The organism is Mesorhizobium sp. C432A (assembly GCF_030323145.1).
GTDB lineage: Bacteria > Pseudomonadota > Alphaproteobacteria > Rhizobiales > Rhizobiaceae > Mesorhizobium.
On record NZ_CP100470.1, the window covers coordinates 2309582 to 2332606 of the forward strand.

The following is a 23025-nucleotide window of genomic DNA, read 5'->3' on the forward strand; positions in this document are numbered from 1 at the left end:
ACAGTTTGCAGCAGCAGGGTAGGCGATGAGCAGCGTCGGCGCCGCCTTTCGGCTCGCACGGGCCGGCTGGGTGCTGGTTCGCGAAGGCGTGATCGCAGCATTGCCGGGCGACGAACTCGGCGGCCTGCCGAAATTCGGCTGGCGCATGGCCCGGCTCTTCACCCGCCGCCGCGCACTCGCTTATGAGCGCAGCGACCGGCTGGCCAAGGCGGTGGTCCGGCTCGGACCCTCCTACGTCAAGCTCGGCCAGTTCCTGGCGACGCGGCCTGATGTCGTCGGCAACGACATGGCGCTCGACCTCGCCATGCTGCAGGACAAGATGCACACTTTTTCGCAGGCGGAAGCGGTGGCGGCGATCGAGGGCTCGCTCGGGCGCAAGATCGGCGAACTCTATACGCAGTTCGGCGGGCCGGTCGCGGCGGCCTCCATCGCCCAGGTCCATCCCGCGCAGGCCATGCATGACGGTGTCGATACCAAGGTGGCGGTGAAGGTGATCCGGCCTGGCGTGCGCCGCCGCTTCTTCCAGGATCTCGAAAGCTATTTCCTCGCCGCCCGGCTGCAGGAGAAATACATCCCGTCGTCGCGCCGGCTGCGGCCGGTCGAGGTGACCGAGACGCTGGCGCAGACCACCAAGATCGAGATGGATCTTCGCCTCGAGGCGGCCGCACTTTCGGAACTGGGCGAAAACACCAAGGACGATCCGGGCTTCCGCGTGCCGTCGGTCGACTGGGAGCGCACCGGGCGCGATGTGCTGACCATGGAATGGGTCGACGGCGTCAAGATGAACGACATCGCCGGCCTCGCTGCGGCGGGGCACGATCTGAAGGCGATCGCCACCAACCTGATCCAGTCGTTCCTGCGTCACACGCTGCGGGACGGCTTCTTCCATGCCGACATGCATCCAGGCAATCTGTTCGTCGAGGCCAATGGCAATATCGTCGCCGTCGATCTCGGCATTGCCGGACGGCTGGGCAAGAAGGAGCGCCGGTTCCTCGCCGAAATCCTCTACGGCTTCATCACGCGCGACTATCTGCGCGTCGCCGAGGTGCATTTCGAGGCCGGCTACGTGCCGCGCCAGCACAATGTCGCGGCTTTTGCGCAGGCGATCCGGGCCATCGGCGAGCCGATCCATGGCCAGCCGGCTGAAACCATCTCGATGGCGAAGCTTCTGACGCTGCTGTTCGAGGTCACCGAACTGTTCGATATGGCCACGCGGTCGGAACTGATCCTGTTGCAGAAGACCATGGTGGTGGTCGAAGGCGTCGCACGCACGCTCGACCCGGCCTTCAACATGTGGAAGACGGCCGAGCCGGTGGTCGGCCAGTGGATCGCCGGCAATCTCGGGCCGAGCGGCCTGCTGATGGACGCGCGCGACGGCGCCAAGGCGCTGCTGGCGCTGGCCCGCCAGGCGCCCGATCTTGCCGCCCGCACCGAGCGGCTGTCGCGCGAGATCGATTTTATGGCGGAGCACGGCCTCCGCTTCGACGAGGCGACATCGCGCGCCATCGGCAAGGCCGAAGCCCGTTACACCCGCTCGGGCCGGCTGGCGCTGTGGGTGATCGCGCTGACGCTGGTTTACATCGCGTGGAAGCTGCTCTGATCGCTTGCAACGCTAGCAACGGTGGTGCTAGCGTTGCAGTCGCGCTATTGATGTCGCGGAGCAAGTCATGGGCACCATTACTGTCCGCAATCTAGCTGACGACGTGAAGCAGAAATTGCGTGAGCGCGCTGCGGCGCGCGGGGTGTCGATGGAGGAAGAGGCGCGTGATGCGCTTGCCAAAAGCGTGCTGTCGGCGGAAGCCGGCATGCCCGAGAGCGAAACCCTCTATGCAACAATCCGCCGCTTGGTTGAGCCTCATGGAGGTTTTGACATCGATCTGCCCGAGCGAGGTCAATCCACAAAAACGCACAAAACCCTCGACCGCAAGCGCATCCTGCTGATCATCGGCGGCGGCATCGCCGCCTACAAGGCGCTGGACCTGATCCGCCGGCTGCGCGAGCGCGGTGCGGCGGTGCGCGTCGTGATGACATCGGCGGCGCAGGAGTTCGTCACCACGCTTTCGGTCGGCGCGCTTTCGGCCGACCATGTCTTCAGCGAATTGTTCGACCGCAATGACGAGCACGATGTCGGCCATATCCGCCTGTCGCGCGAGGCCGACCTTCTGGTAGTGGCGCCGGCCACTGCCGATCTGATGGCCAAGCTCGCCAACGGCCATGCCAACGATCTGGCCTCGACGGTGCTGCTCGCCACCGACAAGAAGGTGCTGATGGCGCCGGCGATGAACCCGAAAATGTGGTCGCATGCCGCGACGCGCCGCAACCGGGCGACGCTCGCCAAGGATGGCATCGCCTTCGTCGGCCCGGCCAAGGGCGAGATGGCGGAAAGCAACGAGGCGGGCGAGGGCCGCATGGCCGAGCCGCTGGAGATCGTGGCAGTGATCGAGGCACTGCTCGACAGCAGGCCGAAGCCGCTGGCCGGCCGCAGGATCATCGTCACCTCGGGGCCGACGCATGAGCCGATCGACCCGGTGCGCTACATCGCCAACCGCTCTTCGGGCAAGCAGGGCCATGCGATTGCGGCAGCGCTGGCAAGACTGGGCGCGGATGTACGCCTGGTCTCCGGTCCGGTCAGCATTGCCGATCCGGCCGGCGTTGTGACGACGCATGTGGAGACCGCGGCCGAGATGAAAGCGGCCGTCGAGCAATTGTTGCCGGCGGACGCTGCGGTCTTCGTAGCTGCCGTCGCCGACTGGCGCACCGCTGGCACGGCCGGCGAGAAGATCAAGAAGGTGGCGGGCCAAGGCCCACCGGCGCTGCAGATGATCGAAAACCCCGACATTCTCGCCAGTGTTGGTCATCACGGGCAACGGCCGGGGCTGGTTGTCGGCTTCGCCGCCGAGACGCAGGACCTGATTGCCAACGCCGAGGCCAAGCTGAAGAAGAAGGGCGCCGATTTCATTGTCGCCAACGATGTCTCGCGTGAAAGCGGCGTCGGCCCCACCGGCGTCATGGGCGGCGACCGCAACAAGGTGCGCATCGTCTCGAAGGACGGTGTCGAGGAATGGCCTGAGATGGGCAAGGACGAGGTGGCGGCGCGGCTCGCCGCGTTCATCGCCGAGCGTTTGCAAGCCTGAGCGGCCGCCGGTTCCGCAATCGGGCAGGCCATGGTCTTGCAGGCAGCCTTGTGGCCGAGGGCATTTGACGCCGACAGCGCCGGCGGAATGCTGTCGCCAAATTCTCGATCGGCCGTGCCCTCAGCCTGGCGCCAGTTGCGGCCGGCGTGCCTCCAAAGCCATCTTCAACGCCGCCAGGCAACCGACAATGCCGAGCGGCACGAAGGCCAGGTACAGCCAGCCGGCGACGTGCGCTGCTGCCTCGCGGTTCAGTCCGTCCGAAAAGCCGCTGGCATTGGCGATGATGCCGGCCATGGCGGCGCCCACGGCGTAGCCGATGCGCTGCATGGTCGGCACGGCGGCCGAGGCGATCGTCTGCTCGCCGCCGCGGGCCGAGGCGACGATGATGCGGGTCAGGAAGGGCCATGACACGCCGAAGCCACCGCCTTGCAACAAAGCGCAGAGCAGGATCAGCGGGATCGAGCCGGCGGGGATGGCATAGGCGAAACCCGCGAGGCCGGCTGCAATCATCAGCGCGCCGATGACGAGGATCTGCCGTTCGCGCTGCAGCGGCGCATTGGCGACGGCGATCGACAGGATCGACCAGGCGATCGATTCGGCGGCGATGATGTAGCCTGTGGTCAGGATCGGGATGCCGTGCAGCGTGGTAAGCAGAAGCGGCCCGTAGATGGAAAAAGAGACTGTCGCCACCGAGAAGGCGGCAACCATGCTCATGCCGCTGCCGACCGGCGAGCGCCATGAGAACAGGCCCGACGGGAACAGTCGCGATTGCGGCTTCATGGCGTCGACGAAAACGAACAGCGCCAGGCCGGCGAGGCCGAGGGCCAGCAGCAGCGACGAGCGCAGCAAGGCGACGTCGACGCCTGCGGTGGCGATCAGCACGACGGCGATGGCGAGGCAGCCAAGTGCTGCATAGGGGAAGGGCGGCGATGTGCCGGCGGCGGCCTGCGGCTTCGCCGCTTCCGGCGTGTTCAGGACGATGAAGCTTGCCGATGCCATGGCAATGCCACCCAGCACGAAGACGCCGAAGGCCCAGCGCCAGGACAGGAGCTCGACCATGATCGCGCCGAGCATCGGGCCGCTGAAGGCGGCGACGCCCCAGATCGCCGACATTATGCCGAACAGCTGTGGCCAGATGTTGCGGTTAAACAGCCGCTCGACCGAGACGAAGGCCAGCGACACCAGCGCACCGCCGCCGAGCCCCTCGACCAGACGGCCGCCAAGAAACACCGGCATGGACGGCGCGGTGGCGCAGATCAGGGCGCCTACGGCATAGAGCAGGGCGGCGACCGTGACGTTGGAGCGTAGAGCGACATAGCTGACCAGCCGCCCGGCCGCAGCGCCGGCGACAATGGCGCCGAGCTCGTAGACGGCCAGCGACCAGCCGACGAACTGCACACCGGCGAGGTCCCCGACCATGGCCGGCATGACCGTCGCCACCATCGTCTCGTTGGTGGCGTGCAGCAGGATGCCGAGGCTGATGAAGCAGAAGCGCGCGAGGTCGCCGCTTGCCCACAATGCCCGCCAGTCGACCTTGTTGCTGGTGATTTCAGTCATTCTTTTACCCTGCCTTTGCATATCTCGATGCCGGCGCAGGGCGCCAGAAGCCAGTCGGGCTTTCCGGCGGGGCCATGCGCGCTGTTTCAGTCAGGCGAGTTGTAAAACCTCAAGCGCAGTTGAGCTCAAGTGGCTTTTTATCGAAGTGCAGACGGTCAAGATTGGCCGGAAACCTCTCCGCTTGATGCGCCGGTCAGTTCTCAATGCTGCGCAGCTGAAACTGGCTGACGCCGATGGCAATGTTGATACCGGTCTGCGTCTGCAGGCTGAGCGGCTGCAGGGTGAAGGCCTGCGAGGAGCCGCCGACCAGGAGATTGGCGCCGGCGCCGACCGCCGCCGTCACTTCGGCGCTGGCCCCGATATAGTCGCCGGCCAACGCGCCGGGCGCATAGATGTTCCTCAGCGGCGTCAGCACCAGCCATTGCATGACGGTCTGCTTGGTGGTGCCGATGTCGAGCCCGTATTTGTTGACGGCGCCGAAATAGGCTTCCGGCGAAAAGCTCTTGTCGGCCGGCGTGAAGGTGCAGCTCAGATCCTTGCTGGAGCCGAAGATGAAGCCGGTGCCGCCGCCGATGGCGCAATCGAGCACGCCGAGTTCGATGCCCTGGTCTTGCGCTTGGGCCTGGGCGGTACAGATGATGGTGATAGCGGCGGCGATGGCTGGTTTCAGCACGGCGGATCCCCCAAAAAGCATACGGCGCGAAACAGTAACCTGTTCCGCGCCGCGCGTAGAGGGATCAGTCGATCCTTATTTGCCGATGCTTACTTGAACGAGTGGATCAGCTCCAGGGAGGTCACGGCGACCGCTACATTGACGCCGGTCTGCGCCTGGACGCTGAGCGGCTCCAGCACAAAGGCGCCGTCGAGCCCGCCGACCAGCAGATTGGCGCCGCCGCCGGTTACCACGCTCGCCTCGGCGTTGACGCCGTAATAATGGCCGGCAAGGTCGCCCTCGTCATGGCCGCGGGTGGCGGCCAGAACCGCCCACACCAGCTGGCCCTGATGCGTCTGGCCGAGATCGACGCCGAGCTTGGAGATCATCCCCGTGTATTTCTCGGACGGCCCATGGTGATAAGGACGGAACGTGCAGTCGACGCCCTTGTTCGACGTGATGACGTAACCGACGCCGCCGTCGATGGTGCAATCGAGCGTGCCGAGCTGAAGCTTGCCGGCGCTGGCGGGAACGGCAAGCAGCGTCGTGGCAAGTGCCGCGGCACAGATGATTTTCTTGATCATGGGTCAGTCCTTTCGAAAAATGCCTTCAACAACGGTTGAATGGCCCGGAGCGTTCCGCTGAAAACTTGGCGCGATCAAGGCAGGGGTTAACGCTTTGCCCCCGGTGGTTAAGATTGGGTGATAGTGGGGTTTTCTGGATACGCAATCCCTAGGGGACGGGCTCTGCGCTTTCCCGGGGAGAAACCGCTCACGCGGCGCACTGCATCAGGAATGGAACGTTGTTATAAAAGGCCGCCGATGGCGGCGCGCCGGCCGCATCTCAGCCGGCGGTGGCGCCCGATGTGCGCGACAGGCCGTCCTTGGCCGGCTGGTAGGCCGGGTCGAGATGGACGGCTTCGCGGTAGGCTTTCGAGGCCTTGACCTTGTCGCCGCGGCGCTCGTAGATCAGCGCCTGGTTGGACCAGGCTTCGGCGTTCTTGCCGTCGAGTTTGATGGCCATGTTGAAGTCGGAGAAGGCGTTGTCCTCGTCATTCATGGCGAGATAGGAGAGGCCGCGGCCGTTGTAGGGTTCGGCGGCGTCCGGCGCCAGCGAGATGGCGGTCGAGAAATCCTCGATGGCAAACTTGTGCTGGCCCTGGCTCTGATAGATCAGGCCGCGATTGTGGTACGCGCGCGCATCCGTCGTATCAAGCTGGATCGCCTTCTGGAAATCGTTGAAGGCCTGCTGGGTCTGGCCTGCCTTGCGATAAAGGTTGCCGCGGCCGATATAGGCGGCGTCATAATTTGCATTGATCTGGATTGAGCGGTTGTAGTCGGCAAGGGCGGCCGCCTGGTTGCCGAGGAAGCGCTGGATCAGCGCCCGGTTCGAATAGGCCTGGTAGAAATTCGGGTTGAGCTGGATGGCGGTGTCGAAATCCTTCAGCGCCGCCTGATACTGGCCGCCACGGCCATAGGCCGAGCCGCGCACATTGTAGCCTTCCGGATCCTGCGGATTGCGCTGGATCACCGCCGACAGCGAGGAGATGTTCTCGCTCGAGCCTTGCGCCTTGTCAATGTTGTTGAATTCGCCGGTCGGAACGCTCTGGCAACTGGCAAGCACCAGGCCGGACATCAGGGCTGCCGCCAGGGCCAAACCGCGCATTGTGGTTCTGCGCTCTACGCCGATTGCGTTCATGTCTGCCCTGTCCTCACTTCAGCCTCGCCGTCCAGGTCCCCCTCCGGGCCGGGTCACAGATTCTCGTAACAAAATCTAGAACGCCGTTTGCGCGTTCAAGGGAACGGCCTCCAACAGAATGGCGGCGCTCCAAACAAAAAGGTGGCGGCGATTCCGCATCGCGCCACCTCAGAGTATCCTTCGAAAAGGACGAAAAATTGGCGTCAGAACCGCGGCGGACGCGGAGCACCACCAGGACCACCGGCGGCGCCGGCAGCAACCGGGCGCGGCGTCATCGGCAGCAGGCCTTCGCGCTGGGCGCGCTTGCGGGCCAGCTTGCGGGCGCGGCGAACGGCTTCGGCCTTTTCACGGGCGCGCTTCTCGGAAGGCTTCTCGTAATGGCCGCGCATCTTCATTTCGCGGAAAATGCCTTCGCGCTGCATCTTCTTCTTGAGAGCGCGAAGCGCCTGATCAACGTTATTGTCGCGGACGAGTACCTGCACGGGCAATCCTGTCTTTCGGGTTTGATATCAACAGGCAAGTGACCATAGCCACATGCCTCCGCGGCGCTTTACACCACGAATTGTGGCGGCTGATAGCAGAATCAGGCCGCGCTGTCCACACTGGAAATGAAGGACAACCGCCAATTTGCCACGGCAGCCCCGAGATAGGGCGCCAACTAGGCGCTGGCCAGATGGAGCCGTGCGAAATCCTCGAAGAATTCGCCGTAATCGCAGGTAATTTCCTCGCCGGCTGATATATCTCGAGTGGCGGTGGCGCCGCCATATTGCGAAAAATCCGTGTTCGGCCGCTCGGCGTGGTTCATGAAGCGGCCATTATCGACTTCATAGACCATGAAGCCGGGACGGTCGGGGCTCGGATAGGCATAGCGGTCGAGCAATTCCTTGAGGTGCGGCGGCGCCGCCTCGTATTTGTCCATCGGGATCAGCCGGTCGAAATCCGGATCGAGCCGCCAGATCGAGGCGCCCTTCCTGATCGGCTCGGCGGCGAACACGCCGACGCCTTCGATTGCGCTCTGGGCGACATAGGTCCTGATCAGCAGCATGTCCGTCCTCCTCACCCGAAAGCGAATCGCCAAATCGCGTGGAAAAAGCAAGTCCGGTTTCGGGTTCTATGGCTGATCGGCGCGGGCGATGACCCGCGAAATGCTTCACGTCCGGGTGATCGAGACGCCGCCATCGGCAAACAGCGCCGATCCTGTGGTGAAGCTCGACGCATCCGATGCCAGGAAGAGCGCAGCGCGGGCGATCTCTTCAGGCACAGCGACACGTTTCAAGGCATGCAGGTTTTCCACGAAAGCGCGTGATTCCGGCGTCTTGAATGTTGCCGACGGCGTGTCGGTGCCACCCGGCATCAGCGCGTTGACCCGCACGCCCCTGGGGCCGTATTCGGCGGCCAGCACCTGCGTCAGGCCGATCAGTCCGGCCTTGCTCGCGGCATAGCTGGTCATGCCCGGCATGCCGACTGTGTGACCGACGAAGGTCGAGGTGAAGATCAGCGATCCGCCGCCGCGTTCGACCATCGCCGGCACCTGGTATTTCGCGCCGAGAAAGGCGCTGGTCAGATTGGCGTCGAGCGTCTCGCGCCATCCGTCCAGCGACAGTTCCGAAATCGGACCCATCGTTCCGACGGAGCCGACATTGTTGAAGGCGATATCGAGCCCGCCGAATTTTTCGACGGCGAGATCGACGAGGGCTTTTGCATAGGCTTCGTCGCGGACATCGCCGGCAAGCGCGACTGCCGTGCCGTCGGCGTCCTCGATTTCGACGACCAGCGCATCGAGTTCGGCCTGGCGGCGGGCGGCGATGACGACCCTGGCGCCTTCTTCGGCGAAGAGTTTTGCGGTGGCGCGGCCGATGCCGGAACTGGCGCCGGTGACGATGGCGGCTTTATTGGCGAGTGCGAACATTTTCTTACATCCTTTCATCGCGCCGGCTGTGCCGGCAACCGGGATGTTGATCGCAGTTCGAGACGGTGCTAGCCACCCGATACGTGCTCGACTTGCTGAATGGCTTCGCAGCGGCACAAGCGCCGCGCGCCGGACTATTGCTTCAGCAGCCAGCCGAGGCGATCGAGCGAAAATGCGTAGCTGATGGCGATGAGCAGCGTGATGACAACGCCCGTAGTCGTGTGACCGGCGGCATAGAATCCGGCTGCACCGCCAAACAGGATGGCCAGTTCAAGCACCAGCCTGACTGCGCCTGGTACAGGAACCGGCGCGCGTCCGGACCGGCTCGGATCGCCGCGCACCGCGAAGGTTCCCCACAGCGCAGCTGCAATGAACGGCAAGGCCAAGGCGAGGACCCAGCGCCACCATCCGCCGGAGAGGCTCCAGCCGGCAAAGCCGAGGCCAAGCAAGGCGGCAAGTTCCAGCAGGAAACGCAAGGTCAGATTCCACCAGGCGTTGCCCATATACGTCCTCCAGAGTCTCGCGATCGCCAGTGTGTCCGAACGCAGCCATGCCTGCCAGCCCGGGCAGGTCTTTTCCACCGCGGCGCAAAACGGCAAGCGCCGTCGCAAACAGCGCAAGGGTGGAAGCGCCGTTTCGCTAGTGATACACCTCGCGCGCCGGGGCTGCGTAAAATACCCCACCGCCATTTGCGAGGCTGGAACGTTGAAAAAATATTCGGTATTCGCCATCGCCCGCGAGGCCATGCGCGGCCACAAGGGCTGGGAGGAACAATGGTCCTCGCCGGAACCGAAGAAGGAATATGACGTCATCATCGTCGGCGCCGGCGGTCATGGCCTGGCCACCGCTTACTATCTCGCCACCGTGCACGGCATCACCAATGTCGCGGTGCTGGAAAAGGGCTGGCTAGGCGGCGGCAACACCGGGCGCAACACCACCATCATCCGCTCCAACTATCTCTATGACGAGAGCGCCGGCATTTACGACCATGCGCTGAAGCTGTGGGATGGGCTCTCCCAGGAACTCAACTACAACGTCATGTATTCGGCGCGCGGCGTCATGATGCTGGCGCACAATGTGCACGACATCCAGGTGCTGAAGCGCCATGTCCATGCCAACCGTCTCAACGGCATCGACAATGAATGGCTGACGCCCGAGCAGGCGAAGGAATTCTGCCCGCCGCTCAACATTTCCAGGCAGGCGCGCTATCCCGTTGTCGGCGCCGCCTTGCAGCGGCGAGGCGGCACGGCGCGTCACGATGCGGTGGCCTGGGGCTATGCGCGCGGCGCTTCGGCGCGCGGCGTGCACATCATCCAGAATTGCGAGGTCACCGGCGTCAAGCGGGCGGCCAATGGCGCGGCCATGGGCGTCGACACGACGCGCGGCTTCATCGGCGCCAAGAAGGTCGGTGTGGTGGCTGCAGGCCATTCCTCGGTGATCATGAACATGGCCGGCGTGCGCATGCCGCTGGAAAGCTATCCGCTGCAGGCGCTGGTGTCGGAGCCGGTTAAGCCGGTGGTGCCTTGCGTGGTGATGTCGAACACGGTGCACGCCTACATCTCGCAGTCCGACAAGGGCGAACTGGTGATCGGCGCCGGTACCGACCAGTATGTCTCCTATTCGCAGACCGGCGGCCTGCACATTTTGCAGCATACGCTGGACGCCATCTGCGAGATGTTCCCGATCTTCACCCGCATGAAGATGCTGCGCTCGTGGGGCGGCATCGTCGACGTGACGCCCGACCGTTCGCCGATCCTGGCCAAGACGCCGGTATCAGGCCTCTATGTCAATTGCGGCTGGGGCACGGGCGGCTTCAAGGCAACGCCCGGCTCAGGCCATGTCTTTGCCCACACGATTGCCAAGGACGATCCGCATCCGATCAACGCGCCCTTCACCATCGAGCGCTTCCGCACCGGGCGCCTCATCGACGAGGCAGCAGCGGCGGCGGTGGCGCACTGATGATGGTGGAACTGGCTGTAGCGGTGCCGCTGGTGCTGGCGGGGGAGCAGGACCTGTTCCATTTTCCGTCACCGGACGAGGTGCGGACGCAGCCGATCAGCCGCGCCGGCAACGAAGCCAATTGGCCGTTTTCGATCGACGCCGGCATTCTGGCATGCGTGTGGAGCGGTGGCCAGAAGGTGGTCATCTTCATGGAGAACAGGCCCTCCGATCTCGGCGAGGACGACACATTCGATGCGCGCAGCGTCATCGTAACGACCGATCCGTTTCAGCTCACGATCGGCAACATGGCGTATCGCGAGCTGTTTCGCCCCGCCGCAAGTGTAGAGGAGCGCATTCGGCTCGTCGCGCCTTTTGCGGCGATGGGCCAGAGGCTTTGCAACCAACCGGCCGGCGCGCATGTCGGCCACGGCGAATTGTAGGAACGAACGATAATGCTTCTCATCCGCTGCCCCTATTGCGAGGAAGAGCGCCCGGAGCTCGAGTTCCGTAACGCCGGCGAGGCGCATATTGCGCGTTCGGCCAACATGGCGGGCGAGAGCGACGACGACTTCGAAAAGTTCTTCTTCATCCGCTCGAACCCCAAGGGCATCATCTATGAGCGCTGGCGCCACATCCATGGCTGCGCGCGTTTCTTCAACGCGGTGCGCGACACCGTCACCGACAAGTTCGTCATGACTTACAAAGCCGGCGAGCCGAAACCGTCCAAGCTGCCCAAAAACTCCAACGAAATGGCTTCCAAATGAGCGGCGCGTTCCGCATTCCGAGCGCCGGCCGTCTCAGCCAGGCCAAGACCGCGCGGTTCTCTTTCGACGGCCAGTCTTACACCGGCATCGAAGGCGACACGCTGGCCTCGGCGCTGCTTGCCAATGGCGTGCATCTGGTGGGACGTTCGTTCAAGTATCACCGTCCGCGCGGCTTCCTGTCGGCCGGAGCGGAAGAGCCCAACGCGCTGGTCGAGGTCAAGCGCGACGCGGCACGCAAGGCGCCCAACATCCGCGCCACGGTGCAGGAGCTCTATGACGGGCTCGTCGCCAACTCGCAAAACCGCTGGCCGTCGCTCGCCTTCGACGTCGGCGCGGTCAACGACATTGCATCGCCGCTGTTTTCGGCCGGTTTCTACTACAAGACCTTCATGTGGCCGAAGGCGGCCTGGAAGAGCCTCTACGAGCCGAAGATCCGCGCCGCGGCCGGCCTCGGCGTTTCGCCTGACAAGCCAGATCCCGACCATTATTCGTCGCGCTATGCGCATTGCGACGTACTGGTGCTAGGCGGCGGTGCGGCCGGCATTGCGGCAGCGCTCGCCGCTGCCGAAACCGGCTCGCGTGTCATCCTCGCCGATGAACAGGCCAGCTTCGGCGGCAGCCTGCGCTTCGAGAGCGGGGCGAAGATCGACGGCCAGGACGGTTATGCCTGGGCGCAAGGCGCGGTGGCCAAGCTCACCGCCATGGACAATGTCCGAGTTTTGTCGCGGACGACGGCGTTCGGCTACTACGCGCAGAACTTCGTCGGCCTGGTCGAGCGGGTCAGCGACCATCTGCAAAACCCCGGCCACGATTTGCCGCGCGAGCGCCTATGGCAGGTACGCGCCAAGCGCGTGGTGCTGGCGACCGGCGCCATCGAACGCCATATGGTGTTTGCCGACAATGACCGGCCCGGCATCATGCTGGCCTCGGCGGCGCGGACTTATCTCAACCAGTACGGTGTCGCGGTCGGCAAAAATGTCGGCGTCTACACCGCAAATGACTCGGCCTACTCCACCGCTATCGACCTGAAGAAGGCCGGCGTCAACGTGGCGGCGATCGTCGACCTGCGCGACCATCCGACCGGACCTGTGATCGACGAGGCGAGGGCGCTCGGGATCGAGGTCAATTTCGGCCGCGCGGTGATCCGCGCCGGCGGCAAGTTGCGCGTGACCTCGATGACGGTGCAGCCGAAGAATGGGGGCGGCGAGCGCACCATTCCGGTCGACGCCATCCTGATGTCGGCCGGCTGGACGCCGTCGGTGCATCTGTTCTCGCAGTCGCGCGGCAAGGTCGCCTTCAATGACGAGACCAAGCGCTTCGTGCCGGGCATCTATGCGCAGGACTGCGTTTCGGTCGGCGCCTGCAACGGTACGGATGGGCTCTCGGCGTCGATCGATGAGGCCTATGCGGCCGGCGCCAAGGCGGCGAAGGATGCGGGCGGCAAAGTGGCCAAGGGCGTAAAGCCGAAGGTCGACGCGTCGGAAAGCTGGTCGCGCGGCATGCTGGGCGCGGCGCCCGGCGCCGGGCCGGACAAGACGGTCAAGGCCTTCGTCGATTTCCAGAACGACGTCACCGCCAAGGACATCCGCCAGGCGGTGCATGAAGGCATGCGCTCGATCGAGCACGTCAAGCGCTTCACCACCAACGGCATGGCGACCGACCAGGGCAAGACGTCCAACATGCACGGCCTGGCGATTGCCGCCGAGACGCTTGGCAAGCCGATCCCCGAGGTCGGGCTGACCACATTCCGCGCGCCCTATACGCCTGTTACTTTCGGCGCGATCGTCAGCCATTCGCGCGGTCCGCTGTTCGACCCGACACGCAAGACCGCGATCCATCCCTGGGCCGAAGCGCAAGGCGCCGTGTTCGAAGATGTCGGCCAGTGGAAGCGCGCCTGGTATTTCCCCAAACCCGGCGAGGACATGCACAAGGCGGTCGACCGCGAATGCGTCGCTGTGCGCAGCAATGCCGGCCTGTTCGATGCCTCGACGCTGGGCAAGATCGAAGTGGTCGGACCGGATGCGGCCAGGTTCATGGAACTGCTCTACACCAATCCATGGGAGAAGCTTGAGCCCGGCCGCTGCCGCTATGGCATCATGCTGCGCGAGGACGGCTTCATCTATGATGACGGCGTCGTCGGCCGACTGGCGCCGGATCGTTTCCATGTGACGACGACAACCGGCGGCGCGCCGCGCGTCATGAACCACATGGAGGATTATCTCCAGACCGAGTTCCCGCATCTGAACGTCTGGCTGACCTCGATCACCGAACAGTGGGCGGTCATCGCCGTGCAGGGGCCGAAGTCGCGCGACATCATCGCGCCGCTGGTCGAAGGCATCGACATGTCGGACGAGGCGCTGCCGCATATGTCGGTGCGCGAAGGCAAGATCTGCGGCGTGCCGACCAGGCTGTTTCGCATGTCGTTCACCGGCGAGCGCGGTTTTGAAGTCAACGTGCCGGCCGATCACGGCCAGGCCGTCTGGGAAGCGCTGTGGGCCGAAGGCCAAAAGCATGGCGCCGCCGCTTACGGCACCGAGGCGATGCACGTGCTGCGCGCCGAAAAGGGCTACATCATCGTCGGCCAGGACACGGACGGCACGGTGACGCCGAACGATGCCGGGCTCGACTGGGCGGTCGGCAAGAAGAAGACCGACTTCGTCGGCATCCGCGGCCTGACGCGGCCCGATCTGGTCGCCAAGGGCCGCAAGCAACTGGTCGGCTTGAAGACCAAGGACCCGAAAGTGGTGCTTGAGGAAGGCGCGCAGATCGTCGCCGACCCGAAGCAGGCGATCCCGATGAAGATGATCGGTCACGTCACATCCAGCTACTGGTCGGAAAATTGCGGTCGCTCGATCGCGCTGGCGCTGGTTGCCGGCGGCCGCGACCGGATGGGCGACACGCTCTATGTGCCGATGCCGAACGGGGTGATCGAAGTCGAGGTTACCGGCATGGTGTTCTTCGACGAGACGGGAGGGCGCCTCAATGGCTAAGGCTGCTGCAAAGAAGACGGCCCCAGCTGCAGCGCCGTCGGTCGAGCGCCGCCCGGCCCTGGCTGGACGCGTCGTTTCCGCAACGGATGTCAAGGTCGAGGTGCTGCCGCCGGCGGAGCGCATGTCGCTGCGCGCGCCGGAGGCTTCCGTCGCGGCGCTGTCGAAGGCGCTCGGCCTGACCTTGCCGAAGCAGCCGAAGACCTCGGCGGCCAAGGGTGGCCGCACGGCGCTGTGGCTCGGACCGGACGAATGGTTTGTGATCGACGAAGCCGGCAAGGATCCGCTTGCCGACTGCGCCAAGGTGACCGCATTGCATTCGGCGGTCGGCATCTCGCACCGCAACGTCGCCTTCGCCGTCACCGGCCCGGCGGCTGCCGCCGCGATCAATGCAGGCTGCCCGCAGGATTTGTCGCTCGAGGCTTTTCCGGTGGGCGCGGCGTCGCGCACCATTCTCGGCAAGTGCGAAATCCTGCTGTTGCGCACGGCAGCCGACGCTTTCCGGGTCGAGTGCTGGCGTTCCTTCTCGGACTATGTCTTTACTTTCCTGTCGGAAGCAGCCAGCGACGCGGCGGCGTAGGAACGTTTGACGGGTCAAGCCGTTCTGCTTCCCTCGTCAGGGAGAACATACGATGCCGTCGAAAGCGCCGCCGAAGTCAGCTGGCAAGACGTCCGCCGTGCGCTCACTCGAACATGAGCAGCATCACGAGGTGACTGCCGAAGAGGAACTCGAGGAAGGCCTCGAGGACACGTTTCCGGCCAGCGATCCGGTGTCGATCACCTCGACCGCCATCCCAGGCGCGCCGGCAAGACCCGGCAAGGCCAAGACGGTGCCGGGTCGCAAACCGCGCAAGAAATAGCCGTTCGGCTACGCCAGGTTTGAACTCGGAGAAGCCCAGCTTGCGCTGAGAAAATGGGGGCGCTGAGGAAAAAACGGGCGGCCGGGATTATCCTGCCGCCCTTAAATTAGTCGTTGTGCTGTTCGGTGGTCGAGCTCGATCAACTTAGAACGTGCTCGGCACGATCCATGGGTTGATCTCGATGCCGAGACGCGGGCTCTTGGCCTTGACGTCGGACTTTTCGACCGAGCCGGTCACGGCGCAATCGAGCTTGGCATTGGTCGTGGTGTCGACGCAGGTGGCGGCCTGCTTGGTCGAGTGTGTGTTGTTGGCGGCGAAAGCCGAGCCGGAGAGAGCCAGCACGGTGGCGAGGGCGAGAAGGGTCTTGTTCATGTCAGTCTCCATCGGTTAAATTCTTTTCGTACATGTACGATACAACGTACACATACGTCCACCGAGATGGGTTTTCAAGTCGGAAAACGTACGCGTACGACAAATTTTTTTGAATGCCGAAAATTGCGTCGCACTGACACAGCCGAAGCTGTCAGGCCGGACGTTGAATTGGAGGGGCGGGGATGCTCAGCAGTCGACCGGGGTCTCGGTCAGCGGCGGCACATTCTGGGTGCTGAGCGTGGCGAGTGTGAAATCGCACATCCGCGTCACGAAAGCCTGTGGATCGCCGAAGGGGTAGAACGGGAACGTGATCAAAAGCGAGATGGTGCCGTGGCCGACTGCCCAAAGCATGGTGGCGATGGCGCGCGGATCGCCCTGCAGCTTGCCTGCAGCAACGCAGGCCTCGACCCTGGATATCAGCGCTTTCATCGCCGGGTTGGCCTCTTCCATGTCCTCATAGCTTCTGCCTTCCGGCAGCTTGGTCTTTTCGGTCATGAACACGGTGCGGTATTCGTTGGGGTTGCCGAGCCCGAAGGCGGCATATTCGGTCATCACCGCACGCAAGGCCTCGATCGGATCGTCGGAAGGATGCTCCTCGATGCGGCGGGCAAGTGTTTCGAAGGCATCCTCGGCCAGCGCAAACAGGATGTCCTGCTTGTCGGCGAAGTAGGAATAGACCGACATCGGAGCATAGCCGACCCGCTTGGCCAACTTGCGGATGGTCAGCCCTTCATAGCCTTCTTCCTTGACGAGCTTGTGGGCTGCGTCGAGCAATTCGGAACGCAGTTCGGCTTTTTGTTTTTCGCGGCGTTTCTGGACGCTCAGTGGCAAGACCCGGTGCCTTTGGTTGGTTGTGCATGGCTAAATATATACGCTGTACGGAAACGGGCAAGGGCGCTGCCAGGGACATCAAAAAGCGACCTCAAGCTTTCTCTCGAATAGTCGTGTCCGTTCTGGTCTATTTCGCCAGCATCTATGTCACAGCATGTGTAACATGGGCGCTCGCAGGCAACATCGGACCGTTACAAACAAAGCCTATCTGGCGGCTCTGCAAGAAATTTCGGTTTTGGGGGGCCTCTATGGCTGCGATAGAGCTTTCGTCCGGGCTGCCGGGCGCACATCCACTTTCTCATGGCGCCAGGCTGGCGCTCAGGCGAGTCGTGATAGTCGCATGGCTGGCGATCGCAATCGGCTTCGCCATGGAAGCGCTTATTCTGACTGCCGGATTTGCGGCAGGTTCGCACCCGGCGCCAACCCAGGTTCTGATCGACTTGGCGCAAGGCGTGACCTGGTCATTCTTCGTCTGCGCCGGCGTCAGCCTCGGCACGGCGATCACCAAGGTGCGAGCCTCGCTTGGCGGCCTGATCGCCATGATCTCGGGGCCGCTGGCCATGGGCATCGCCAAAGGTACGCAAAAGGTGATGGTGAGCGCGCTTGATGTATCGGCAAAGCCCGTGATCCTGTCGCTCACTACGCTCGGTATGTTGCGGGCGATCGAGTATGGCTTGCTGGGCTGGATGCTGGCTTCGCTGGCATCCAAGGAAGAACCTCGCTCGCTGCATTTCATGCTGGCGGGTGCCTTGGCCGGCGCGGTGTTCGGCGGCGGGATCACGGCGCTGACGATCGAGACCGCCGCAGCCAAGGACATTGCGCTGGCATTGCCGCAGGCTGTCGCCACCGGCCTCATTGAGATCGTGTTTCCGATCGGATGCTCGCTGGTCGTCTACATCGCCCTGCAAGTCAGCCGGCACATGAAGTTCATTTCCAGCGATGCGCGCTAGAGCCGGATGATTTCAGGTCGAATTGACCTGAATCTGAATCCGGCTCTAAATCAAATAGATAGAGCATGATGTCGTCCGAAAACCGCTTCACACTTTTCGGCATCATGCTCTGTCTACAGACGGTGATCGGTTTGCGTCCTGTTTCCAGGCCGGTTGCCACCGCCTCCGTGTGGGCTTGCTCCCCGGTCGGGGAACGGAACTGATCCGATCTGTCATCAAATCGCGCCGACCACACTATCTCATTGTCTACTCAGGTTCGGTCGATCAGCTTGGCGGCAAGGTGCGACAGCAGCTTCACCGCTTCGCCATAGGTCCTGGCCTTTTCGGGATTGGAGGCGTTGCCGTCGAGCGCCCGTTTGTAGACGCCCTGACAGATGGCCGCCAAGCGGAAGAAGGAGAAGGCGAGGAAGAAGCTCCAATTGTCGATGCCGCCCAGCCCGCGCCGCCGGCAATAGGCGGCGACGTACGCGTCCTCGGAAGGAAGGCCGAGGGCGGCGCGGTCGACGCCGCCAAGACCGCGAAAGCCCGAGGCGTGCGGCAGGCGCCATTGCATGCATTGATAGGCGATGTCGGCGAAGGGATCGCCGAGTGTCGACAGTTCCCAGTCGAGCACGGCCAGCACTTTCGACTCATTGTGCGCGAAGATCATGTTGTCCAGCCGGTAGTCGCCATGCACGAGAGATTTTCGGCCGTCATCGGCCGGCATATGCGTCTCCAGCCACGCGATCAGCAGGTCCATGTCGGCGACCGTGCCGGTCTCCGAGGCGCGGTACTGGCTGGTCCAGCGTGCCAGCTGGCGTTCGAAGTAATTGCCGGGTTTGCCGAAATCGCCGAGCCCGACCGCCTCGACATCGACGTCGTGCAGGGCGGCCAGGGTGGCGTTCATGGCATCGTAGAGGGCGGCGCGCTCATCGTTGCCAGCGGCCTCCGGCACTGCCGGATCCCAGAAGATGCGGCCGTCGAGAAAATCCATGACGTAGAACATGCGGCCGATCGGCGTCGCCTCCGCCGACAGATGCAGCATCGCCGGCACCGGCACGGCGGTGCCGGCCAGCGCCTTCATGACCGTGAATTCGCGGTCGACCTGATGCGCCGATTTCAGCAACTGGCCCGGCGGCTTGGCGCGCAGGACATAGCGGCCGCTGGCCGCGGTCAGCAGATAGGTCGGGTTCGACTGGCCGGATTTGAATTTTTCGATGGAATGAAGCCCGGCAAAACCCGGGATGTGCGCCTCGAGATAGGGCGCTAGTGCCGTCTGGTCCAGCGCGTTGGCGTCGCCGCTCATGCGGTCTCCGGCTCACGCTCGATCAGCGTCAGCGTCAGCCAGCGCGCCGTCAGCGCCGGCTTCTTCGAGCCTTCGATCTCGATGGTCACGTCATGCGCCGTCTGCACCCAGCCCGACGGCCTGACCTTGACGTCGGCCAGCACGAAGCGGGTGCGGATGCGCGCGCCGGTCTTCACCGGCGCCAGGAAGCGCAGCGAATCGAAACCGTGGTTGACGCCCATCTTGCCCTTTTCCAGCGGCGGCATGGTCTCGAAGGTCATCGCCGAGAGCAGCGACAACGACAGGAAGCCATGCGCGATGGTGCCGCCGAACGGCGTCTCGTTTTTGGCCCGCTCGGGGTCGCAATGGATGAACTGGTGGTCGTCGGTGGCGTCGGCGAACTGGTCGATCATGGTCTGTGTGACCTCGCGCCATGGCGAGACGCCGACTTCCTTGCCGACGCTGGCCAGAAGCACATCGAGACTGATCGGTTCCACTGCGGTGTCCTCCCCTCGCCGCGGACCGCGGCTCATTCCTTGAACAGTGTCAGCCCATGCTGCACCGACTGCCCGCCGTCGATCGGCAGGATGGCGCCGGTGACATAGGAACCGGCACGGCTGCACAAATAGAGCGTTGCGCCGCCGATGTCATCCGCCACGCCGATACGGCCGATGGGGACATGGCTGCCGACATGTCTGGCCTTTTCGTCGGTGCCCGTGGCAAAGGCGGTCATCCGGCTCTGGAAGGGACCGGGCGCGAAGGCGTTGACGGTGATGCGCCGCGCCGCGAGTTCGATCGCCAGCGTGCGCGTCAGGTGGTGAACGGCGCCCTTGGACGCGGTATAGGAATAGGCGTCGTCGGCCAGCGGCTGCGTGCCCATCACCGAGCCCAGATTGATGACGCGGGCCGGATCGGCATCGCTGGCCGCGGCTTCCAGCAGCGGCAGCAATTCGCGCGTCAGATGAAAGACGGCGGTGACGTTGACGGCGAACACCTTGGCCCAGCCGCTATAGGGAAAATCCTCCAGCGAGGCGCCCCAGGATATGCCGGCATTGTTGACGAGGATGTGCAGCTTCTCGGTGCGCGCCTTGACCTCGCTGACCAGCGCGGCAATGCCTGCTTCGCTCGAGACGTCACCGGCGAAGCCTTCGGCACTGCCGGAGCCGCCGAGCCCGTTCAACTCAGCGGCGACCTTGATGCAATCCTCGCCCTTGCGCGAAGCGATCATCACGGTGGCGCCGGCTTGGACCAAAGCGGTCGCCACCATGCGGCCGATGCCGGTCGCGGCTCCCGTCACGAGCGCGGTCTTGCCGACCACTGAGAACAGCTCGTCGAGATAGCTCATCGATCCTCCGCCTCTTCCTTGCCGCCCGGCAACAGTTCGCGTTGACAAGGCTATCCGAAGTACGGTCATCCTTGCCACGGATAAATGTCCGGGCAGCGTGAAGGGTTAGCGAGCGATGAGCGACATGAATCTCGGCATGACCGAGCGGCTGAAGCCGATCCACGCCCGTGTCGCCGCCATGGTGTGCGACGAGATCATGCCGCTCGATCATGAGTTTTTGAGCGAGGTCGGCAAGGGCGGCGACCGCTGGGTCTACACCGCGCGGCAGACCGAGATCCTCGAAGGGTTGAAGAAAACGGCCAAGGATCGCGGCCTGTGGAATTTCTGGCTGACCGGCTCCGAGCGCGGCTATGGGCTGTCAACCGTCGAATATGCCTATCTCGCCGAGGAGATGGGCAAGGCGCATCTCGGCGCGGAGACCTTCAATTGCTCGGCGCCCGACACCGGCAATATGGAGGTGCTGGAGCGCTATGGCTCGGAGGACCACAAGCAGGCATGGCTGGCGCCGCTGCTCGAGGGGAAAATCCGCTCGGCCTATCTGATGACGGAGCCGGATGTCGCCTCCTCCGACGCCACCAACATCGCCATGCGCTGCGAAAAGCAAGGCGGCGACTATGTACTCAACGGCGAGAAATGGTGGGCGTCGGGGGCCGGGGACCCCCGCTGCGCCATCTACATTGTCATGGTTCGCACCGGCGAAGCCGAGACGCAGCACCGCCGCCATTCGATGATCCTGGTGCCGTCCGGTACCAAGGGCGTGACCAAGCTGCGGCCGATGCAGGTCTATGGCGATGACGACGCGCCACACGGCCACATGCATCTTCGCTTCGACAATGTCAGGGTGCCGGCGGGAAACCTGATCCTCGGCGAGGGCAGGGGGTTCGAGATCGCGCAGGGGCGGCTCGGCCCCGGCCGCATCCACCATTGCATGCGCGCCATCGGCCAGGCCGAAATGGCGCTGGAGCTGCTGTGCCAGCGCTCGGTGCGCCGCGAGGCCTTCGGCCAGCCGTTGGCCAAGCTCGGCGCCAATTTCGACATCATCGCCGAGTGCCGCATGGAGATCGAGATGGCGCGGCTGCTCTGCCTCAAGGCGGCGTGGATGATCGACCAGGGCGATGCGCGCGCAGCCGCGCCCTGGATCAGCCAGATCAAGGTCATCGCACCGCGCGTCGCGCTCAAGGTCACCGACGAGGCGGTGCAGATGTTCGGGGCGCAAGGCATCAGCCAGGACACGCCGCTGGCGCGCTCGTGGACGCATTTGCGAACCCTGCGCCTTGCCGACGGGCCGGACGCGGTGCACCGCCGGCAGGTGGCGCGTACGGAGCTCAGGAAATACACGCAGGAAAAGGTCTGAGCTGATGAAGGCCATTATCGCCCGCGATTTCGCGCCGCTCGGCCAGCTCGTCCATGCCGACAATCTGAAGGAACTGGTCGGCTGGCATCTCGCCGGCAAGGTTCGGCCGGTCATCGAAGGCACTTATCCGCTGGCCGATGCCGCCACCGTGGTGACGCGCGTGCTTGGCCGTGGCGCATCCGGCAAGCTCATACTCAAACTGTAAGGAGCCCCGCCATGGCGATCCCCTCAGACATGAGAGCACTGCTGCTGATCGGCGACGGCTACACCAGGACGCCCTCCGGCAGCGTGCTGGAGGCGATGGAGCCGTATCTCACGCTGGGCAGCATTGGCGTGCCGACGCCCGGACCGAGCCAGGTGCTGATCAAGGTCAGCCTCGCCTCGATCAACCCGTCCGACGTCATGTTCATCAAGGGCCAGTACGGTCAGCCGCGCGCCAAGGGCCAGCCGGCCGGCTTCGAGGGTGTCGGCACGGTCGTTGCCAGCGGCGACGAGCCCTATGCGAAAAGCCTGATCGGCAAGCGCATCGCCTTCACCACAGGCGTCACCAATTGGGGCGCGTGGGCGGACTATGCAGTTGCCGAAGCCGCCGGCTGCATTCCGCTGCTCGACACGGTCCGCGACGAGGATGGCGCGGCGATGATCGTCAACCCGCTCACGGCGCTCGCCATGTTCGACATCGTCAAGGAGACGGGCGAAAAAGCCTTCATCATGACCGCCGGCGCCAGCCAGCTTTGCAAGCTGATCGCGGGTCTCGCCAAGGAGGCTGGGTTCCGGCCGATCGTCACCGTGCGCCGCGACGAGCAGATTCCGCTGTTGAAGGAGATCGGGGCTGCCCATGTGCTCAACGAGAAGGCGCCGGATTTCAAGGCAGCACTACGCGATGTGGTCAAGGCCGAGCAGCCGCGCATCTTCCTCGATGCCGTGACCGGGCCGCTGGCCTCGGCGATCTTCGACGCCATGCCGAAGCGCTCGCGCTGGATCATCTATGGACGGCTCGATCTGGACACCACTGTCATCCGTGAGCCCGGCCAGATGATCTTCCAACACAAGCACATTGAAGGCTTCTGGCTGGTCGAATGGATGCGCCAGTTCCGCGACAAGCGCGGCCCGGCGATCATGGAAGCACAGAAGCGCTTTTCGGATGGGCGCTGGTCAACCGACGTGACGGCGGTGCTGCCGCTGGATGAGGCGATGGCGAAGGCCCCGGCGGAGCTGGCCAAGCCGAACGGGAAGGTGTTTATTAGGCCGTGACTTTCTACCCTCCCCCTTGTGGGGAGGGTCGACGAAAGAGCAATTTTGCTCTTTCGTCGGGGTGGGGGTCTTGGCTCCTACCTCTGTTATCGCGGGAGCGCTGGACCGACGGTAGTTGGCGCTGCACCCCCACCCCGGACCTGCGGTCCGACC

The 23025-nt window shown here is 64.1% G+C and carries 25 protein-coding genes; 12 read left to right on the top strand and 13 right to left on the bottom strand.

Annotation, left to right across the window (positions count from 1 at the left end; genetic code table 11):
- The first annotated feature begins 25 nt into the window (after window positions 1–25).
- The gene (ubiB, locus tag NLY33_RS11120; protein WP_023671132.1) at window positions 26–1600 is read left to right on the top strand and encodes a 2-polyprenylphenol 6-hydroxylase; all 1575 of its coding nucleotides are present in this window, start codon (window positions 26–28) and stop codon (window positions 1598–1600) included.
- Between the two features lie 67 nt (window positions 1601–1667).
- Entirely contained in the window at window positions 1668–3134 is a 1467-nt protein-coding gene (gene coaBC, locus NLY33_RS11125; RefSeq protein WP_023704051.1) for a bifunctional phosphopantothenoylcysteine decarboxylase/phosphopantothenate--cysteine ligase CoaBC, read from the top strand.
- Between the two features lie 120 nt (window positions 3135–3254).
- Here the strand turns inward: coaBC and NLY33_RS11130 are convergent, their stop codons facing one another.
- From NLY33_RS11130 to NLY33_RS11165, 8 genes are all read right to left on the bottom strand, one after another.
- Window positions 3255–4691, bottom strand: a complete 1437-nt coding sequence (locus tag NLY33_RS11130) for an MFS transporter (protein WP_023704050.1) — start codon at window positions 4689–4691, stop codon at window positions 3255–3257.
- A 193-nt stretch (window positions 4692–4884) separates the two neighbouring features.
- The gene (locus NLY33_RS11135) at window positions 4885–5364 is read right to left on the bottom strand and encodes a DUF992 domain-containing protein (protein ID WP_023683192.1); all 480 of its coding nucleotides are present in this window, start codon (window positions 5362–5364) and stop codon (window positions 4885–4887) included.
- A gap of 89 nt (window positions 5365–5453) precedes the next feature.
- On the bottom strand, window positions 5454–5927 hold the full coding sequence (locus NLY33_RS11140; RefSeq protein ID WP_023671136.1) for a DUF992 domain-containing protein: 474 nt from the start codon (window positions 5925–5927) through the stop codon (window positions 5454–5456).
- A 259-nt stretch (window positions 5928–6186) separates the two neighbouring features.
- Window positions 6187–7041: a tetratricopeptide repeat protein gene (locus NLY33_RS11145; protein WP_023704049.1), complete on the bottom strand. Its 855-nt coding sequence runs from the start codon at window positions 7039–7041 to the stop codon at window positions 6187–6189.
- A gap of 203 nt (window positions 7042–7244) precedes the next feature.
- Window positions 7245–7523 (bottom strand): 30S ribosomal protein S21, encoded by a 279-nt coding sequence (rpsU, locus tag NLY33_RS11150; protein ID WP_023671138.1) that lies wholly within the window; start codon window positions 7521–7523, stop codon window positions 7245–7247.
- Window positions 7524–7699: 176 nt separating this feature from the next.
- Window positions 7700–8086, bottom strand: coding sequence for an SET domain-containing protein (locus tag NLY33_RS11155; protein WP_023671139.1), 387 nt, complete (start codon window positions 8084–8086; stop codon window positions 7700–7702).
- A gap of 105 nt (window positions 8087–8191) precedes the next feature.
- Window positions 8192–8950, bottom strand: coding sequence for an SDR family oxidoreductase (locus NLY33_RS11160; protein ID WP_023704048.1), 759 nt, complete (start codon window positions 8948–8950; stop codon window positions 8192–8194).
- A 134-nt stretch (window positions 8951–9084) separates the two neighbouring features.
- A complete protein-coding gene (locus NLY33_RS11165) occupies window positions 9085–9453 on the bottom strand; it encodes a YrdB family protein (protein ID WP_023683195.1) in 369 nt (122 codons plus the stop codon).
- 202 nt (window positions 9454–9655) lie between these two features.
- Here NLY33_RS11165 and NLY33_RS11170 point away from each other — a divergent pair, with 202 nt between their 5' ends.
- Genes NLY33_RS11170 through NLY33_RS11195 form a run of 6 tightly spaced genes read left to right on the top strand, consistent with a single transcriptional unit; the run spans window position 9656 to window position 15502 of the window.
- Window positions 9656–10909: a sarcosine oxidase subunit beta gene (locus NLY33_RS11170; protein WP_023704047.1), complete on the top strand. Its 1254-nt coding sequence runs from the start codon at window positions 9656–9658 to the stop codon at window positions 10907–10909.
- Window positions 10909–11331, top strand: a complete 423-nt coding sequence (locus tag NLY33_RS11175) for a hypothetical protein (RefSeq protein ID WP_023686459.1) — start codon at window positions 10909–10911, stop codon at window positions 11329–11331. The genes NLY33_RS11170 and NLY33_RS11175 overlap by 1 nt, the downstream gene beginning before the upstream one ends.
- A gap of 12 nt (window positions 11332–11343) precedes the next feature.
- On the top strand, window positions 11344–11655 hold the full coding sequence (locus tag NLY33_RS11180; RefSeq protein WP_023683197.1) for a sarcosine oxidase subunit delta: 312 nt from the start codon (window positions 11344–11346) through the stop codon (window positions 11653–11655).
- Entirely contained in the window at window positions 11652–14645 is a 2994-nt protein-coding gene (locus NLY33_RS11185) for a sarcosine oxidase subunit alpha (protein WP_023707595.1), read from the top strand. Before NLY33_RS11180 ends, NLY33_RS11185 begins: the two co-directional genes overlap by 4 nt.
- Window positions 14638–15222 carry a sarcosine oxidase subunit gamma gene (locus NLY33_RS11190; RefSeq protein WP_023686457.1) on the top strand — a complete coding sequence of 195 codons (585 nt, stop codon included), beginning with the start codon at window positions 14638–14640 and terminating at the stop codon, window positions 15220–15222. The genes NLY33_RS11185 and NLY33_RS11190 overlap by 8 nt, the downstream gene beginning before the upstream one ends.
- Window positions 15223–15274: 52 nt before the next feature.
- A complete protein-coding gene (locus NLY33_RS11195) occupies window positions 15275–15502 on the top strand; it encodes a hypothetical protein (protein WP_023671147.1) in 228 nt (75 codons plus the stop codon).
- Window positions 15503–15646: 144 nt separating this feature from the next.
- Here NLY33_RS11195 and NLY33_RS11200 read toward each other — a convergent pair whose 3' ends face one another.
- Together NLY33_RS11200 and NLY33_RS11205 are read right to left on the bottom strand one after the other, a co-directional pair.
- On the bottom strand, window positions 15647–15874 hold the full coding sequence (locus NLY33_RS11200; RefSeq protein WP_023686456.1) for a hypothetical protein: 228 nt from the start codon (window positions 15872–15874) through the stop codon (window positions 15647–15649).
- 186 nt (window positions 15875–16060) lie between these two features.
- Entirely contained in the window at window positions 16061–16705 is a 645-nt protein-coding gene (locus NLY33_RS11205) for a TetR/AcrR family transcriptional regulator (RefSeq protein WP_023671149.1), read from the bottom strand.
- Between NLY33_RS11205 and NLY33_RS11210 the strand changes: the two genes are divergently transcribed.
- The gene (locus NLY33_RS11210) at window positions 16699–17655 is read left to right on the top strand and encodes a hypothetical protein (RefSeq protein WP_156932556.1); all 957 of its coding nucleotides are present in this window, start codon (window positions 16699–16701) and stop codon (window positions 17653–17655) included. The two genes, NLY33_RS11205 and NLY33_RS11210, sit on opposite strands and share 7 nt — an antisense overlap.
- A 250-nt stretch (window positions 17656–17905) precedes the next feature.
- On the opposite strand, the gene NLY33_RS11215 is transcribed toward NLY33_RS11210, so the two are convergent.
- From NLY33_RS11215 to NLY33_RS11225, 3 genes are read right to left on the bottom strand one after another with little or no spacing between them, the layout of a single operon-like run.
- A complete protein-coding gene (locus NLY33_RS11215) occupies window positions 17906–18940 on the bottom strand; it encodes a phosphotransferase family protein (protein ID WP_023700999.1) in 1035 nt (344 codons plus the stop codon).
- Window positions 18937–19452: a MaoC family dehydratase gene (locus tag NLY33_RS11220; protein ID WP_280790648.1), complete on the bottom strand. Its 516-nt coding sequence runs from the start codon at window positions 19450–19452 to the stop codon at window positions 18937–18939. The genes NLY33_RS11215 and NLY33_RS11220 overlap by 4 nt, the downstream gene beginning before the upstream one ends.
- Window positions 19449–20264, bottom strand: coding sequence for an SDR family oxidoreductase (locus NLY33_RS11225; RefSeq protein WP_023701001.1), 816 nt, complete (start codon window positions 20262–20264; stop codon window positions 19449–19451). Before NLY33_RS11225 ends, NLY33_RS11220 begins: the two co-directional genes overlap by 4 nt.
- A 115-nt stretch (window positions 20265–20379) precedes the next feature.
- Here NLY33_RS11225 and NLY33_RS11230 point away from each other — a divergent pair, with 115 nt between their 5' ends.
- The 3 genes from NLY33_RS11230 to NLY33_RS11240 are packed head-to-tail and all read left to right on the top strand — an operon-like array spanning window position 20380 to window position 22872.
- The gene (locus tag NLY33_RS11230) at window positions 20380–21618 is read left to right on the top strand and encodes an acyl-CoA dehydrogenase family protein (protein WP_023704045.1); all 1239 of its coding nucleotides are present in this window, start codon (window positions 20380–20382) and stop codon (window positions 21616–21618) included.
- Window positions 21539–21823 carry a zinc-binding dehydrogenase gene (locus NLY33_RS11235; protein ID WP_198020322.1) on the top strand — a complete coding sequence of 95 codons (285 nt, stop codon included), beginning with the start codon at window positions 21539–21541 and terminating at the stop codon, window positions 21821–21823. Before NLY33_RS11230 ends, NLY33_RS11235 begins: the two co-directional genes overlap by 80 nt.
- 11 nt (window positions 21824–21834) lie before the next feature.
- Window positions 21835–22872, top strand: coding sequence for a zinc-binding dehydrogenase (locus tag NLY33_RS11240; RefSeq protein ID WP_023704043.1), 1038 nt, complete (start codon window positions 21835–21837; stop codon window positions 22870–22872).
- The last annotated feature ends 153 nt before the right edge of the window (window positions 22873–23025 follow it).